This window comes from Methylotenera oryzisoli (genome assembly GCF_004661485.1).
Taxonomy (GTDB): Bacteria; Pseudomonadota; Gammaproteobacteria; order Burkholderiales; family Methylophilaceae; genus Methylotenera; species Methylotenera oryzisoli.
Window position 1 is genome coordinate 1 of the sequence record NZ_PQVH01000003.1, and the last position, 17103, is coordinate 17103.

Here is a 17103-nt window from a genome sequence, read left to right on the forward strand (position 1 = left end):
CAAGCACCTACACTGGCTTGTCTTGTTTGCTCACAAAAAATACCGACAGCACATTCTTGTTTATTGCGCCAAAAAGGCTCAAAGTGTTACTAACCATATTGGTATGTGGTTTTAACAACAGCAAGATATTTAGAATCGGAATTCAAAATGACTGAAATAGAATTGATGTCGGAAATCAGAGATGCCAACCTCAACTATTTAATGTTGGCGCAGCAACTTATCCGAGCAGATAAGGCGACCGCAATTTTCCGTTTAGGTATCAGTAGTGAGATTGCAGATTTGCTAGAAAGTCTGAGCAATATGCAATTAGTCAAATTAAGCAGTGCAAATGTCATGTTGGCAAGGTTTCGCTTTGATGACAGTGCAATCCTAGGTATGCTAACAAACTATACAAAAGACCGTTCACAAGCTCATTTGCATGCGGCCATTCTGATGTCAGGTCAAGTGGCGGAAACGGTTGTTTAGGTATAATCCGGATTGATGTGGTTATACTGCTTAAAATAAGAAGGAAACTATCATGGAAAATAAAACCCCAGTGACTTCTGCCAAAAGTGTAGTCAACGAATCGGAGCAGATTCAGCTTGCTATTCAGATGATCAAATTGGGTGCAAGGTTGCAATTGCTTGAATCTCAAACAACCTTATCTCGTGAGCGCCTGATTAAGCTTTATAAAGAGCTTAAGGGGGTTTCACCACCAAAAGGTATGCTGCCGTTTTCTACTGACTGGTTCCTAACTTGGCAGCCTAATATTCACTCATCTATTTTCTATAATATTTACAAATTCATGCTTGATTACACAGGTGAGACTGGTATCCATGCAATAATAAAAGCGTATAGCTTATATTTGCAGCAGGTTGAGACTGAAGAGTCAACTGAGCCGGTATTGTCGATGACACGCGCCTGGACGATGGTGCGCTTTGTTGAGAGTAAAATGTTGAAGTTGCAAAGTTGTAGCTGTTGCGGCGGCAACTTCATTGTGAATGCTTATGATTTAAATAGCAGTTATGTTTGTAACTTGTGCCACGTTCCTTCACGTGCAGGGAAAACAAAAAAATCCAAATCACTCACCTATAAGGTTGTAACAATGACAGCCTAACGGGCGCTTGTAATGTTCTGATATTGTGATACAGTTTTGATAGCCTGACAGTAACAAAAATAAAATAAAAAAAATCAATACATGCTCTGTGTGACTAGGGAGGTGAGTGTGTATCGAAAATTAAATTGGCATCAAAATGCTGCAGTTATTTTTCAATAAAATTAATCTAAAACCCGCAACCCTTGCTGTTTTGATACAGGCGGTTGCCTTTTCTTTTGTCTTATCACTAGATTCCATTTTTCAAGCGCAGTCACTATATGTTGCCGATATAGCTAGCAACCGCCTGCCACTCTACTTAACGCTGATGCAGGCTGGTTTTGCCGTATGCCTAGCCTATGTCGCGAATATGGCAAAGTGGTGGCGTTGGATACACTTTTTTTTCCCGGTTTCTGTTTGGGTGATGTCTCAGTGGCAGATATCAAATACATTTTATCTAATAGGATTTTTACTTAGTCTTAGTCTCTATTGGACGACGTTTCGCACACAAGTCCCATTTTATCCTTCTATGCCAATTGTCTGGCAGCAAGTCTTAACCTTAATTCCCCAGTATCAGTCCATGCGTATCATCGACATAGGTAGTGGTTTGGGTGATATGTCTATGCATATTGCAGAAAAAAGGCCTGATTGCTTTGTTGATGGTGTGGAAGTAGCACCTTTGCCATGGTTGGTCAGTGTGGTACGTTCAAGACTGAAAAGCTCAAAAGTTAATTTCAGACTTGGTGATTACCACGCTTTGGATTTTGCAAATTACGATCTAGTTTTTGCTTATTTGTCGCCGGCGGCGATGACAGGTTTGTGGCAAAAGGCGCAAGCACAGATGCGCCCCGGAGCTTTATTGGTTAGCTATGAGTTTGAGATTAATGGTGTTGAGCCAACGCAGCTAATTCCACTGGGTGACCATAAAAAAATGTTGTATGTGTGGAAAATCTGATAAATGTGATGCGGTTGGTTTAGCTGTAGCTACCTGACTGATTTTTTATATAACCACATGATTTTTAGGTATATATCTATATTAATAGGCAGTTGGTCTATGCTGGCTGGTTTTGAATTGTAAGCATGGTTAGAAAAAATTACTTTATTCAAGTAATTAAATTACGTTATATTGGCTATTCTATTGGGAATGTTTGAAAATCGTAGTATCAAAACCTGGGGTGCGTAAGTATGTTTGTAATCATTGGTTATGTTGTAGTTTGCGGCACCATTTTTGGTGGTTACGCGCTAGCAGGTGGTCACTTAGGTGGTTTGTGGCAGCCGTTAGAGGTGTTGATGATTTTTGGCGGCGCAGTCGGTGCCTTTATTGTGGGTAATGACTCTAAGGCGCAGAAAGCGACATTGAAAGCCTTGCCAACCTTGTTTAAAGGCTCAAAGTTTAATAAAGCGCTTTATATGGATCTATTGGCGCTGTTATTTGAAATTCTCACCAAAATCCGTAAAGACGGCATGATGTCAATTGAGAATGACGTGGAGAATCCTGAGGCTAGCCCACTGTTTAGTAAATATCCAGCATTGCAGCATGATCATCATTTGATTGAGTTTATTACAGATTATTTGCGTTTGATGGTTTCAGGCAACATGGATGCCTTCCAGGTTGAGAATTTAATGGATAACGAAATTGAAACTCATCACATGGAAGGACATGTTCCTGCGCATTGCGTGGCAAAACTAGGCGATGGTTTACCGGCTTTTGGTATCGTAGCAGCAGTGATGGGCGTGGTGCATACGATGGAAAACGTTGCCTTGCCCCCAGCAGAATTGGGGATTCTGATTGCGCATGCGTTAGTTGGTACGTTCTTGGGTATTTTACTTGCCTATGGTTTCATCGGGCCTCTTTCTGGCTTGTTGGAGCAGAAATTAGAAGAAAGTACTAAGATGTTCCAAACCGTTAAGGTCACACTTTTAGCTAGCCTTAATGGTTACGCACCTGCCATTGCAGTTGAGTTTGGACGTAAAGTGCTTTATTCAACAGAGCGTCCTAGCTTTGCCGAACTTGAGTCACACGTTAAACAAGCTAAAGGTAAATAAGGGAGCTTGCTATGGCAGAAGAGTTACGCAAGCCGATTATTGTTAAAAAAATAAAAAAAGGCGGTGGTGGACATCACGGTGGTGCTTGGAAAATTGCTTATGCCGACTTTGTTACAGCAATGATGGCCTTTTTCTTACTGATGTGGCTTTTAGGTTCAACATCTAAAGCGCAAAAAGAAGGTATTGCTGAGTACTTTAAAACACCGCTTAAAGTAGCTTTGATGGGTGGGGACTCTGTAGGTGCCAGCGATACCTTAATTAAAGGTGGCGGTGGTAAAGATATGACAAAGAAACAAGGGCAGGTCAAGCCGGTTGATGGTCCGCCAGGCAAGCAAAAAGCGGTAGACATTAAAGATGCTAAAGCTGCGCTTGAGAAAGCTGAGGCTGAAAAGCTTGAGCTATTAAAGGAAAAGCTGGAAAAAACTATTGAAGATAGTCCTACTTTAAGTAAATTCAAAAAGCAGCTATTGATTGATATCACCACTGAAGGTTTACGCATTCAGATTGTTGATGAGCAAAATAGACCAATGTTTGAATCCGCCAAGGCGGAAATGCAGCCTTATGCTAAGCAGATTTTGAAAGAAATTGGGCAGATGCTCAATGGTGTCACCAATAAAATTAGTTTATCTGGGCATACCGACGCTGCACCTTATTCAAGTGGTGAAAAAGGCTACAGTAACTGGGAGCTTTCTTCCGATCGTGCGAATGCATCGCGTAGAGAATTAATCGCTGGTGGTATGGATGAAGCCAAACTGTTGCGTGTGGTTGGTTTATCCTCTGTTTCATTATTTGATAAAGATGACCCGCTCAATCCAATTAATAGGCGCATCAGTATTATTGTTATGAATAAACAGGCGGAGCTGGATGCATTGAAAGATGATGGTGAAGCCGAATTGCAATCGAATGCTGACCACGCTGCCATGGATAATGTATTGAACAAAAGTAATTGATAAGTTGATGTTGTTTGGGCTTTGCTAGTTGGTCAAGCTTAGCGTTGCGGATTTGATGATAGTTGATGGGTATGCTTAATTAAGCGGAATTAACGCGTTAGGATTGTTGCTGTATGGAAACAAAAACATTACCAATAGCTGAGTTGCGAAAGCTGCTTGCTGCGGTCTCTGATCACGGTAAGCAACACTTGGTTGAGGTTGAAGCAGACCTGCTGCAAACAACCTTTTTATTGAGTGAGGCGATTGAGAAGCTAAGTAGCAGCTTTACTGCTGTGCATGAAGCGATCTCTGCTCAGCAACAGGTTATAGATACATTGGTTGCTAAGTATGCAATCGAACAGCCGATTTTGGAAAAATTGGACGCTTATAAATCTAAAATTGGGGATGAGGTTAATGTGGTCATTACTAGCCTTCAATTTCAAGACCTCACCAGCCAGCTTGTGGCAAGAACGATCAAAAGAGTTAACGGTTTAAAAGACTTGTTGCATGAGCTGGAGTCGCACAGCAATGAGATGGATCCTGGTCATGAGCATGAGGAAATCGTTAAGTTTTTAGAAGAAATGAGTCGTAGTTTGCAGGTGGGCAGTCGAGCATTGTCTGGCGGCCTGCGTCAATCGGTAGGGCAGCAAGATATGGCTACAGGTGAAATTGACCTTTTTTAGTCTATAGCACTAAATATATTAAATTTAGTGCCGTTAAGCAGTATAGGTTAAGCATGAAAGCGCTCTGATTTTTATGATTCGGGTGATTATTTGTTAACAGTAATAAAGCGAGTAAATAAATGGCAAAAACAATATTAGCAGTAGATGATTCAGGCTCACTGCGCCAAATGGTGGCATTCAGCCTTAAAGCTGCAGGCTATGATGTAATTCAAGCAGTGGATGGACAAGATGGCCTAAATAAAGCCAAAGAGAAAACTGTAGATTTGGTTTTAACTGACCAAAATATGCCAATTATGGATGGCTTGACCTTAATTAAGAACTTGCGTGGACTAGGTTCGTATCAAAAAGTGCCAATTTTGATGTTAACAACTGAGTCTAGTGATGAAATGAAAGCTAAAGGTAAAGCAGCTGGCGCAAATGGCTGGTTGGTGAAACCGTTTGATCCAAAGCGTTTGATTGAAGTCGTGCAGAAGGTTATTGGTTCTTAACTGTTAGGGCTAATTTTTATAGTTTGTGCACCAGCATCAAAGTTTTAATGATTGAGAGTTTGAACCTGTTTTTCTAAACAATATTAAGCGTACTTGAGTGTTTTACTTAACTCTTATTTTTACCGTTAAGTGAGTTTAATGTTGCTTGGGATTAGTGATTTTGGCTTAGAAGTGTCTGGATACATGCGGTAAACGTGGTAATCGTATTGGCGTGAATCGTACATTTTGTACGTTGGCGTCCGTAAATAAATGGAGTGCGGCAATGACAATTGATATGAGTCAGTTTTATGAAGTCTTCTTTGATGAGGCTGAAGAGCTATTAGCAGAGGCCGAGCGTTTGCTTTTAGGTATTAATATTGACGACCCTGATAACGAAGAGTTAAACGCAATCTTCCGTGCGGCTCATTCAATCAAAGGTGGTGCCGCCACTTTTGGTTTCATGGATATGACCGAAATTACCCACGTCCTTGAAAATTTATTAGATAAGATTCGTAAGCATGAGATGGCGCTGACTTCTGAGCATGTAGATGCCTTTCTTGCCGCTAAAGATGTACTTAAAATGGAGTTAGATGGTCATCGATTAGCAACTGACGTGGATCAGGATCAGGTTGCTGATGTGAAAATGATGTTAAAGCAGCTTTCAGAGGCTGGCTCAGCTCCCGCGCCAGTTGTTGCCGAGCCGCCACCAGCACCTAAGCCTGTTGAAGTTGCACCTGTACAGCAAAATGAAATCCCAGACGGCATGAGCTGTTTTAATATTGTGATGCCAGACATTACAGAAAAAGATGTCGAGAATTTAAAAGAAGAGTTAGGACTTTTAGGTGAGGCTGCAGTAAGTAAGCAAGCTGATGGGCGCTTCGTTATTACATTGACCACAGATTCATCTGAAGCTGATATTGTTTCTATTTGCTCATTTATTGTTGACCCTGATGATTTAGTTATTTCATTAAAAAACAACTCCACAGCATCTACCGCAACATTACCAACTGATGAGGTTAAGCCCGCCACTGTTGAAGTTGTTGAAAGTAAAGTCGAATCTAGCGCTAAAGTGCTTGTGCAGGAAGAAGTTGGTTATGGCCTATTTGAAGACGAAGGCAAAGAAAAACAAGAAGAAGGTTATGGTTTCTTTGCGCCATTCCAACCTCATCCTGATGCAGTTAAATCCGAATTGATTGGTGATGACACTGCGCTTACATTATCTAATAGTGGTATCAGCAATGCACAACAGGCATCTGCTACAGCAAAAACAGAACCTACAGCAACCAGTGTACCTAGCCCTGAAGCTGAACGTAAAAATCTCGGACGCCGGGAATCTGATAAAGCGCCGCCTGCTAGTGCAGAAGCATCATCGATACGTGTTGGTGTTGAAAAGGTTGATCAACTGATTAACCTAGTTGGTGAATTGGTAATTACGCAAGCGATGATTGAGCAGCGCATCAGCATGTTAGATCCGGTTCAAAATGAGGCATTAATCAACAGCGTGGGCCAGCTCACTCGTAACACCCGTGATTTGCAAGAGTCGGTGATGTCTATTCGTATGATGCCGATGGATTTTGTATTCTCGCGCTTCCCTCGTATGGTTCGGGACTTGGCCGCTAAGTTAAACAAGAAAGTGGATTTTGCCACAATTGGCGCGACTACTGAGTTAGATAAAGGCTTGATTGAGCGTATTGTCGACCCGCTTACGCATTTGGTTAGAAACAGTGTGGATCATGGTATCGAGATACCAGAAAATCGTAGAAAAGCCGGCAAGAGTGAGACTGGAACATTAACATTATCTGCAGCGCATAAAGGTGGCAGTATCGTGATTGAGGTGACTGACGATGGTGCTGGTTTGAATCGAGACAAAATTTTAGCTAAAGCCCATTCAAATGGATTGGCTGTCAGTGAAAGCATGACTGATAGTGAGGTTTTCTCACTCATTTTTGCCCCAGGTTTCTCTACTGCTGAAGTGGTAACTGATGTTTCAGGTCGTGGCGTGGGCATGGATGTAGTGAAGCGGAACATTACTGCAATGGGAGGCGCTGTTGAGATTCGCTCTGCACTTGGTTTCGGTACCACAATTTCAATTTCACTGCCGCTGACGCTGGCAATTCTAGACGGCATGTCAGTTTCACTGGGGGAAAGCGTTTATGTTATCCCGCTCAATTTGATTGTTGAAACCTTGCAGCCACGTGCTGAGGATATTAAAACCGTTACAGGTGAAGGTCGTATGGTGCATGTGCGCGGTGAGTACCTGCCGATTATCGCACTGCATAGCCTATTTAATCACGCTACTGATATCACAGACCCAACCCAAGGTGTGTTGGTGCTTTTAGAGTCTGACGGTAAGAAGTCAGCTTTGTTTGTTGATCGATTAGTAGGGCAGCAGCAGGTTGTCATCAAGAGTTTAGAAACAAACTTTAAGAAGGTGCTTGGCGTATCCGGTGCAACCATTATGGGTGATGGCTCAGTCGCCTTAATATTGGATGTTGCAGCTTTGATACAAATGGGACAAAGTACCAACTATATTACCGGCGCAGCCTCATTTTCTAACCAAAATAATCAGCATATGCAACGCAATGCATAAGGAGCTTAAGCAATGAGTACAGACAATGTAATAACTAATGTAAGTTCAAGGGCTAAAAGCGCAGAGGGTGAGTATCTAACCTTTGTGTTGGGTGCAGAAGAGTATGGACTTGAAATTTTAAAAGTTCAGGAAATCCGCGGGTACGACGCAGTAACACAAATTGCAAATACGCCAGAGTTTATTAAAGGCGTTGTTAATTTACGCGGGAAAATTGTCCCGATTGTTGATTTGCGCATTAAATTCAACTTAGGGAAGGTTGAATATAACGAGTTTACAGTCGTCATCATTTTGAATTTGCATGGTCGTGTTGTTGGTATTGTGGTGGATGGTGTATCTGATGTGATTGCTTTGAAAGAAGAGCAAATCCGTGATGTACCTTCTTTAGTGACAAGTATCGATACTAAATATATCGTTGGTTTGGCAACGCTAGATCAAAGAATGTTGATTTTAGTTGATATTGAACAGTTGATGACTAGTCAGGAAATGGCGCTAGTTGATGCTGTTGCAGCATAGGAGGAAACGCTTAAGTTAATAGGATATAGCTAGCCAACGTTGGAAGGTGAGAGTTTAGAACAGTTTTAATGTAAGCATCGTGAACATTTGATTGGTTCATTTTTAATCAAGATGCTCGATATAAAAAATAAAATACTAATTTCGATTAAATACTTCGTTACATCACTTTTGGGAGCTCACAGATGATTGCAGCATTGATTAATGGATTAACAGGTAAAACTTCAAAAGAATTAAAAGATAAAAAAGCCCTGATCCAGCAAGCTACGTTAGAAATCTCCCAAAAAGATGCAGAGATTGCTGAGTTGAAAAGGCGAGAAGCCACATTGGCAACCATTAAAAGTGCGATGGATAGCTCCTCTTCAGCGATTATGATGGTTGACCGTAACTTCATTGTTACCTACGCTAACGTTGCAAGCATGAGTCTTTTTAATCACAATAAGGCAGCGTTCCTAAAAGTATTTCCATCATTTGATCCAGCTAAAATTATTGGTACTTGTATTGATGTGTTTCATAAAAACCCGCAGCATCAGCGTCAAATGTTGGCTACTCCTGCGCGTTTACCATTTTCAACAGAAATTAAAGTCGGTTCACTTACCATTTCACTTTATGTTACTGCCACCTATGATGCTAAAGGGGATTACATTGGTAATGTTTTAGAGTGGAGAGATATTACTGCGATTAAAGCGCGTGAAATCGCAGACTTTGATAGTCGAATACAAAATGAGTCAATTGCAAGATTTCAGGCAATGATAGAAATGGACCTGGACGGTAACATCATTCATGCCAATGAAACTTATCTTAAGTTGCTTGAGTATCAGTTGCCAGAGTTGTTAGGTAAGCATTCATCTATGCTGCTTGATCCTGCAGATGTTAAAAGCCCTGCGTATGCAGAAAATTGGAAAAAGCTAGTGTCCGGTGAGTATGTAACCGGTAAGGTGAAACGTATCACCAAAAGTGGTAAAGAAATTTGGGTGCAAGCGTATTTAAGCCCAATTAGAGATATGGATGGTAAGGTAATTAAAATCGTGAATTATGCGATTGATATTACAGAGCAAAGCTTGCGTGATGCTGGTAACGCTGGACAGTTAGCTGCTATTGATCGTGCCTACTCAGTGATCGAGTTTAGTATGGATGGCAGGGTAACTAGTATTAATGAAAACTTTGAAAATGTTGTGGGATACTCAAAAGCAGAGGTAATTGGACAGCACCACAGCAAGCTGGTTGATCCAGCCTATGCCAATAGTTTGGAATATAAGCAGTTTTGGGAAAACTTAAACAAAGGTTTGTTCGATCATGGGGTTTATAAACGCTTAGGTAAAGGCGGTAAGGAAATCTGGCTGCAAGCGAGCTATAACCCAATTTGTGATGTGCAAGGCCGTCCGGTTAAAGTTTTTAAAGTTGCCATTGATGTCACACAGCAGCATATTGCAGAAATTGAATTGGCAGCTGCTGTTGCTGAGACTGATCATATTATTGAGGCCGCTAAGGATGGAGACCTAAGTAGCCGTATACCTCTAGCGGGCAAGACGGGAGCGATTGCCAGCTTATGTGATGGCGTGAATGCGCTGATGGACAAATTAACGGAAGTGATTATTCAAGTACACGAAGCTGGGGAAACGATTAACACCGCTGCTGGTGAAATATCCTCTGGTAACACAGACCTCTCTAGCCGTACTGAACAGCAAGCCTCAAGCCTAGAAGAAACAGCCTCTAGCATGGAAGAGCTTGCCTCAACCGTGAAACAGAATGCGGAGAACGCCAAGCAAGCCAACCAGCTAGCTTCAGCAGCATCAGGCGTAGCGGTTAAAGGTGGAGAAGTTGTTGGCCAAGTGGTGAACACCATGAGCGACATTAACGCCAGCGCCAAGAAAATTGAAGACATCATCTCAGTGATTGACGGCATTGCGTTCCAAACTAACATTCTGGCACTTAACGCCGCTGTAGAAGCTGCTAGGGCAGGTGAACAAGGCAGAGGCTTTGCTGTGGTGGCAGGTGAAGTGCGTAACCTAGCCCAACGTTCAGCCAGTGCGGCGAAAGAAATTAAAGAACTGATTACCGACTCAGTGAGCAAAACTGCACAAGGCACAGCACAAGTAGAAACTGCTGGTAAAACCATGCAAGAGATTGTGAACTCAGTACAACGCGTAACGGACATCATGGGTGAGATTGCGGCAGCATCTATCGAGCAAAGTGCGGGCATTGACCAAGTAAACAACGCCATTACTAGCATGGATGAAGTGACCCAGCAGAATGCGGCATTAGTTGAGCAGGCGGCAGCGGCGGCAGAATCGTTAGTAGATCAGGCGATGGGATTGATGGATACTGTGAATGCGTTTAAATTGAGTCAAGGCTCCGTCTATGCGAATAAATCCAATACTGGGCGAGGTGGTTCCAAGCCAGTTGCACTAGCAAGAGTTAACAGTACATTAAAGCAGCCATTAAGTAAGACATCGCAAGTGCCGTTGGCTAAGGCTAACGGTGCCAGTCATGATGGCGATTGGGAAGAGTTTTAATTAATAAAAATTCAAAATTAACGCGTATCTGTAGTTAAAGTATGTGACTTTATCTAGAGATGACGTTAGTTCTGCAGTTATGAATATGTAATAAAAATGGAGATATTGGAATGAAGCTACTTAGAGCGCTAACTGTTGCGCAGCGATTAATGGTAATTATTGCTCTCGCTGTGGTGGTGGTTGTAACACAGGCTGCGATTGGCCTTTATGAGCTTAGCCAAGTGAAAAATAGTTTGAAGTCTGTTTATCAGGACCGCATGGTGCCGGTGGGCTCATTAAATCAGATTGCGATTAATATGCTAAAAAATCGTGCGCGAATAAATGCAGCCTTAGGTCACTATACGGCTACAGTCGGTGAAAATGGGCAGGTGACCATTGAGCTGGATGCACAATATTCGAATCAACAAGCTGATTTCATTGAAAGTAGAATGAAAGAAATAACGCAGATATGGGATACCTATACCAACAGCAATTTATCACCAGAAGAAAGACTGCTAGCAGATAAATTCGCAAAAAGCCGTGGTCAGTTTGTTTCAATAATTCTAAAGCCAGCAGTTACTCAATTACGCGCCAATAATTATGAGGCTTTAAAACCAATTGGTGATCAGGCTGCAGAAGTATATGAAGCAGCTGAGGCCGATTTAAAAGTATTGCTTAAATATAATCTGGAAATTGCAGAAAACGAATACATCACAGCATCTGCCACTTATGAAAAAGTACGTTTGTTAACGTTTTCTGGGTTAGCTTTGGCGCTATTAATGCTGGTCTGGTTAGGTTTTGCGATTACACGATCAATTACGAAAGCCTTAGGTGGTGAGCCTGATACCATGTACGACACTGCTAAGCGTATTTCTTTAGGAGATTTGGATTTTACTATCCCACTAGAGGAGAATGATCGTAGTAGCACCATGGCTGCAATGAGTACTATGCAAGCTAACATCAAGCTATTAATTTCAGATATTGCTGTGCTATCACAAGCCTCACAACAAGGTCGCTTGGCAACGCGTGCAGAGGTAAGCCGTCATCAGGGAGATTTTCGTAAAGTACTCAGCGGTGTAAATGATACTTTAGATGCGATTGTTGGGCCGCTTAATGTGGCTGCAAATTATGTGGATAGAATCTCTAAAGGTGATATCCCGGCCAAAATTGTAGATCATTACAATGGTGACTTTAATACGATTAAAAATAATTTAAATACATGTATTGATGCTGTCAATAATTTAGTAAATGAAGCGATTAGCTTGGAAAACTCTGCAATTGCAGGGCATTTAAATAATCGTGGTGATGTTGCTAAATATCAAGGTGACTTCCGTAAAGTCGTTGAGGGCTTTAATAATTGCTTAGATGCTGTAGTTGGCCCATTAAGCGTAGCTGCTAGCTATGTCGATAATTTTGCAAAAGGCAATATCCCGACCAAAATTACCGAGCATTACAGTGGTGATTTTAATATCATCAAGAATAATCTAAATGCTTGTGTTGATGCTTTGAGTTTATTGGTATCAGATGCAAACATGTTGGCACAGGCTGCACAAAACAATGAGCTAGAGACGCGTGCAGATGTTTCTAAACATTGGGGTGACTATAGAAAAATAGTTGAGGGCGTGAATGGTACGTTGGATGCCGTGATGCAACAAACTGCTGCAGACACGGCTGAGAAAGCACAGGAAGCGCAAATACTATCAGACGCTGTAGAAGAGACGCAACTGATTATTGAAGCGGCTAAAGCAGGTAATCTGAGTAGCCGAGTTTCACTTACAGGCAAGACAGGCGCAATTGCCAGCCTCTGCGATGGCGTGAATGCGCTGATGGACAAAATGACAGAAGTCATTATTCAAGTCAAAGAAGCTGGGGAGACAATTAACACAGCTGCAGGCGAAATTTCATCTGGTAACACCGATCTTTCCAGTCGTACGGAGCAGCAAGCATCAAGCCTAGAAGAAACTGCTTCTAGTATGGAGGAGCTTGCTTCTACTGTGAAACAAAATGCCGAGAACGCAAAACAAGCTAACCAGTTAGCTAGTGCGGCTTCAGGTGTTGCAGTTAAAGGCGGCGAAGTTGTTGGCCAGGTTGTGAATACAATGAACGCAATTAACCAAAGCGCTCACAAAATTGAAGACATTATCAGTGTGATTGATGGCATTGCCTTCCAAACCAATATTCTTGCACTCAATGCTGCGGTAGAGGCTGCAAGAGCAGGTGAGCAAGGTCGTGGCTTTGCAGTGGTGGCCGGAGAGGTCCGCAATCTGGCTCAACGCTCGGCTAGTGCAGCGAAAGAGATTAAAGAGCTCATAACTGATTCTGTAAATAAAACCGCAGAAGGTACCAAGCAAGTTGAGAATGCCGGTGCCACCATGCAGGAAATTGTGAACTCAGTACAGCGTGTGACAGACATTATGGGTGAAATTACGGCCGCCTCTATTGAACAAAGCGCCGGTATTGATCAGGTGAATAACGCTATTACTAGCATGGATGAAGTGACTCAGCAGAATGCAGCGTTGGTTGAACAGGCAGCCGCAGCAGCTGAGTCATTGGTTGATCAGGCTGTTGCTTTAATGGATACGGTCAGTGCGTTTAAATTAAGTGGTGACCATGGTTTGCAAAGTAGACCAAATCTAAGAACAATTTCACAGCCATCGCGCATTTCAGGTATTACTACACCTAAATTAACGCATGACTTTTCATTTGAAGAAGCCAAGCAAGCGCATGTTAAGTGGAAAACTCGTTTAGTAGACTACATCGCGGGCCGGTCAAAAGAACATCTGGAGGTGGAGAAGGTTTGTCGCGATGACCAGTGTCCATTAGGTGGTTGGATATATGGTCGTGCGCAAAAGCATGCACATACGCCTGAATACAAAGAGCTTAAAACTGCACACGCAGAATTTCATGAGAGCGTAGGACATATTGTGCGATGCGTGCATGAGCAAAATCAGGCTAAAGCAAAGCAACTATTGGGAGGTGAGTTCTCTAAGACCTCAAAACGAACAATCAATGCTATCGATGCAATTGAATCTAGTGTGCATAAGCGTATGGCTCCGGCTAAGGTATTGACTAATAAGTCGAATGATGACTGGGAGGAGTTTTAGTTGTAATCAGCTGGAATGAATTTCTCAGTTGCTTTGAGTAATCTAATCATGACTCAGTATTTGATCTGTATTGATGAACATTCAATTTAATTAAATTTAGAAGTGTAACTAGTAAGTTAAAACGTTTTTTGCATGATTAGACTTTGTTTAAAGTGCCAGAAAGAATAAAACCATGAAAATCAATATGCCAGTGACGCAACGAGAACTGGAGCTTAATAGCACTCACCAACTAGTTTCTAAAACAGACTTGAAAGGCAGGATCACGTTTGTTAATAGAGATTTTATTGATATTAGTGGTTTTAACGAGGATGAGTTAATCGGTCAGAGTCACAATATTGTACGTCATCCTGATATGCCATCAGAGGCATTTCAGGATCTTTGGAGTACAGTCAAGTCAGGTAAACCATGGATCGGAATCGTTAAAAATCGTTGTAAAAATGGCGACCACTACTGGGTAGAGGCTGTTGTAACACCTATAAAAGAAAACGAGACGGTTTCCGGTTATATTTCTGTTCGCAAGAAGGCATCTAGAGAGCAAATTGAAGGTGCGCTTAATTACCATCGTTACCTTAAAGAGCATCATTCATGGCTAGAAGGAGTGATGACTAAAGTTAATAACTTTAAACGGAACTTCTCACTTAAAGCTAGAATCGTATGTATTTTTCTGACAGTGGCACTTACCTGTTTTTCATTGGGTATCAATGGCTTGTATGGTATTCAATATAGCAATGAGAGATTGTCAACGGTCTACAATGATCGTGTTGTACCACTTCAGCAATTGAAAATAGTTGCTGATATGTATGCGGTCAATATTGTCGATACCTCTCATAAAGTGCGTAATGGTAATATTAGTTGGACACAAGCAGAGCAAAACGTCGACGATGCAATTAAAGCAGTAGATAAAAATTGGCAAGCATATACAAATACCTATTTGGTTGCTGAAGAGAAAGAGCTCATTGCTGAAGCAAAGCCCCTTTTCACGCAAGCAAATCTAGCGACAGCAAGATTAAAAGAGATTCTAAAAGCTCGGGATCAAGCATTAATTACTGAGTTCACGGTTAATCAACTTTACCCAGCGATTGAACCTTTGTCTGAAAAGATTAGCCAACTGACATTGCTACAGTTGGATATTGCCGCAAAGGAATTTAATCAGGCTCAGGAGAATTACGTTTTTAAACGTAATGTAAATATCCTGTTTATTTTGCTAGGGCTATTGATTACAGGATTCCTCGGATGGCAACTTTACCACGCCATCATGCCGCGTATACGTATGGCAATTGAATACTTGATGGCAAGTGCACAAGGTGAAGATCATGACTCCGTGTTACGTACAGGTCACCGCGATGAAATGACAGATGTGATGGATGCCTATAGGGCATTAAAAACAAGAATAGATTTTGACTATACAGATACTTTAGCTGGTGTTGATAGAATCAAGTCTGCACTAGATAATGCGTCTATTCCAGTTACAGTAGGCAATGAGAATAATAAACTTATTTACATGAATAAGGCTGGATTTGCGTTATGGGAGAAAATGAGTGCAAATATCGAAAAGCTACACCCCGGCTTTGAGGTGGATAAATTAATTGGTGGTACACTGGGTAAGTATATTGAAAATGAGGAAGACCGAGCGTCTTATGTTGCAGAACTTAAAGGTAGTAAGGTACTTAACACCACAATGGCTGGTCGTCATTTAAGGTTAACTTTCAACCCAGTACATAACTCAGAAGGGCAATATTTAGGTCGCATGATTCAGTGGGATGACCGCACAGAGGAACTCGCTGCTGAGCAAAGTATAGCTCGGTTAATTGATCAGACAGTAGCCGGAGATTTAACAAGTAGAATTGATGCAACACAGTATCCAGATGGCTTCCTAAAAGAGATAAGTGGAGGCATGAATAAATTGTTAGAGGCTGTAATTGGTCCTCTTAATATGGCCGCGAACTATGTTGATAATCTTTCAAAAGGTGTAATTCCTGTAGAAATTAATCAAGAGTACAAAGGTGATTTTAATATTATTAAAAACAACCTTAATGCGTGTGGTGTGGCAATCAAGTCTCTAGTTGCAGATGGCAATCTACTAGCACAAGCAGCTGAGGCTGGAAATTTAACTTCACGTGCTGATGCATCTAAACATTTGGGAGAGTACCGTAAAGTAATCGAGGGGCTTAATGCTACACTAGATGCGATTGTTGATCCTTTAAATATGGCTGCAAATAGCGTGGAAGATATTGCAAGAGGCGATATTCCTGAGCAAATCACAAGTCGTTACAATGGTGACTTTAATAAAATTAAAGATAATTTAAATACCTGTTTTTCATCAATTAACGCATTAGTAGCCGATGCTCAGCTACTTGCTGATGCAGCACGTGAAGGCCGCGTGACTGTGCGCGCTAATGCAGACAGGCACCAAGGCGACTACCGTAAAATTGTAAACGGCATGAACGAAACCTTAGAAATGATCGTTAGTCCGATCGTGACTGTGCAGCAATCGGTAGAAACCATCAACACCGCTGCAAAAGAAATCGCCCAAGGCAACGCAGACCTATCACGCAGAACAGAAGACCAAGCGGCCTCCCTAGAAAAAACTGCAGCCAGCATGGAAGAACTCTCATCTACCGTGAAACAAAATGCGGACAACGCCAAACAAGCCAACCAACTCGCCTCAGCAGCATCAGGCGTAGCGGTTAAAGGCGGTGTAGCCGTCTCTGCGGTAGTCAACACCATGGCACAAATCAACGAAAGCGCTAAAAAGATTGAAGACATCATTAGCGTTATTGACGGCATCGCATTCCAGACCAACATCCTAGCGCTGAATGCTGCGGTTGAAGCAGCAAGAGCAGGGGAACAAGGTCGAGGCTTCGCGGTGGTAGCAGGAGAAGTACGCAACCTAGCACAACGCTCAGCCTCTGCTGCAAAAGAAATTAAAGAGCTGATTACCAACTCAGTGAACAAAACTGCAGAAGGTACCAAGCAAGTAGAAACCGCTGGTGAAACCATGCAAGAGATCGTCAGCTCAGTTAAACGTGTTTCTGACATCATTGGTGAAATCTCTGCTGCCTCACAAGAGCAAAGCGCAGGCATTGAGCAAGTGAACGAAGCCATTATGAAGATGGACGATGTCACCCAACAAAATACCGCCTTGGTAGAAGAAGCCGCGGCCGCCGCTGAATCGATGATGGAGCAAGCCGATGAATTGATGAACGC

At 42.0% G+C, this 17103-nt stretch carries 12 protein-coding genes; all 12 read left to right on the plus strand.

Annotated features, from left to right (window positions below):
• Positions 1–147: 147 nt before the first annotated feature.
• Positions 148–465: a flagellar transcriptional regulator FlhD gene (gene flhD / locus C3Y98_RS02215; RefSeq protein ID WP_135276515.1), complete on the plus strand. Its 318-nt coding sequence runs from the start codon at positions 148–150 to the stop codon at positions 463–465.
• A 52-nt stretch (positions 466–517) separates the two neighbouring features.
• The gene (gene flhC, locus C3Y98_RS02220; protein ID WP_135276516.1) at positions 518–1096 is read left to right on the plus strand and encodes a flagellar transcriptional regulator FlhC; all 579 of its coding nucleotides are present in this window, start codon (positions 518–520) and stop codon (positions 1094–1096) included.
• A gap of 136 nt (positions 1097–1232) precedes the next feature.
• Positions 1233–2027: a class I SAM-dependent methyltransferase gene (locus tag C3Y98_RS02225; protein ID WP_135276517.1), complete on the plus strand. Its 795-nt coding sequence runs from the start codon at positions 1233–1235 to the stop codon at positions 2025–2027.
• Positions 2028–2257: 230 nt separating this feature from the next.
• Complete coding sequence (gene motA, locus C3Y98_RS02230) at positions 2258–3118, plus strand: flagellar motor stator protein MotA (RefSeq protein WP_135276518.1); 861 nt, start codon at positions 2258–2260, stop codon at positions 3116–3118.
• 11 nt (positions 3119–3129) lie between these two features.
• Positions 3130–4068 carry a flagellar motor protein MotB gene (motB, locus tag C3Y98_RS02235; protein WP_135276519.1) on the plus strand — a complete coding sequence of 313 codons (939 nt, stop codon included), beginning with the start codon at positions 3130–3132 and terminating at the stop codon, positions 4066–4068.
• A gap of 113 nt (positions 4069–4181) precedes the next feature.
• Positions 4182–4730, plus strand: coding sequence for a chemotaxis protein (locus tag C3Y98_RS02240; RefSeq protein WP_135276520.1), 549 nt, complete (start codon positions 4182–4184; stop codon positions 4728–4730).
• Between the two features lie 119 nt (positions 4731–4849).
• Positions 4850–5218 (plus strand): response regulator, encoded by a 369-nt coding sequence (locus C3Y98_RS02245; protein ID WP_015832200.1) that lies wholly within the window; start codon positions 4850–4852, stop codon positions 5216–5218.
• Between the two features lie 262 nt (positions 5219–5480).
• Positions 5481–7787 carry a chemotaxis protein CheA gene (gene cheA, locus C3Y98_RS02250; RefSeq protein WP_135276521.1) on the plus strand — a complete coding sequence of 769 codons (2307 nt, stop codon included), beginning with the start codon at positions 5481–5483 and terminating at the stop codon, positions 7785–7787.
• A gap of 12 nt (positions 7788–7799) precedes the next feature.
• Positions 7800–8300: a chemotaxis protein CheW gene (locus tag C3Y98_RS02255; protein WP_135276522.1), complete on the plus strand. Its 501-nt coding sequence runs from the start codon at positions 7800–7802 to the stop codon at positions 8298–8300.
• A 182-nt stretch (positions 8301–8482) separates the two neighbouring features.
• Positions 8483–10813, plus strand: coding sequence for a methyl-accepting chemotaxis protein (locus C3Y98_RS12860; protein WP_167759885.1), 2331 nt, complete (start codon positions 8483–8485; stop codon positions 10811–10813).
• 110 nt (positions 10814–10923) lie between these two features.
• Complete coding sequence (locus C3Y98_RS02275; RefSeq protein WP_135276523.1) at positions 10924–13896, plus strand: methyl-accepting chemotaxis protein; 2973 nt, start codon at positions 10924–10926, stop codon at positions 13894–13896.
• 172 nt (positions 13897–14068) lie between these two features.
• On the plus strand, positions 14069–17103 hold a 3035-nt coding region (locus tag C3Y98_RS02280; protein ID WP_135276524.1), incomplete at its 3' end, for a methyl-accepting chemotaxis protein.

Bases quoted from the DNA above. Each gene is read 5' to 3' on its own strand.
- flhD (WP_135276515.1), top strand. From the start codon at position 148: ATGACTGAAATAGAATTGATGTCGGAAATCAGAGATGCCAACCTCAAC.
- motA (WP_135276518.1), top strand. From the start codon at position 2,258: ATGTTTGTAATCATTGGTTATGTTGTAGTTTGCGGCACCATTTTTGGT.
- flhC (WP_135276516.1), top strand. From the start codon at position 518: ATGGAAAATAAAACCCCAGTGACTTCTGCCAAAAGTGTAGTCAACGAA.
- C3Y98_RS02245 (WP_015832200.1), top strand. From the start codon at position 4,850: ATGGCAAAAACAATATTAGCAGTAGATGATTCAGGCTCACTGCGCCAA.
- motB (WP_135276519.1), top strand. From the start codon at position 3,130: ATGGCAGAAGAGTTACGCAAGCCGATTATTGTTAAAAAAATAAAAAAA.
- C3Y98_RS02240 (WP_135276520.1), top strand. From the start codon at position 4,182: ATGGAAACAAAAACATTACCAATAGCTGAGTTGCGAAAGCTGCTTGCT.
- C3Y98_RS02225 (WP_135276517.1), top strand. From the start codon at position 1,233: ATGCTGCAGTTATTTTTCAATAAAATTAATCTAAAACCCGCAACCCTT.
- C3Y98_RS12860 (WP_167759885.1), top strand. From the start codon at position 8,483: ATGATTGCAGCATTGATTAATGGATTAACAGGTAAAACTTCAAAAGAA.
- C3Y98_RS02255 (WP_135276522.1), top strand. From the start codon at position 7,800: ATGAGTACAGACAATGTAATAACTAATGTAAGTTCAAGGGCTAAAAGC.
- cheA (WP_135276521.1), top strand. From the start codon at position 5,481: ATGACAATTGATATGAGTCAGTTTTATGAAGTCTTCTTTGATGAGGCT.
- C3Y98_RS02275 (WP_135276523.1), top strand. From the start codon at position 10,924: ATGAAGCTACTTAGAGCGCTAACTGTTGCGCAGCGATTAATGGTAATT.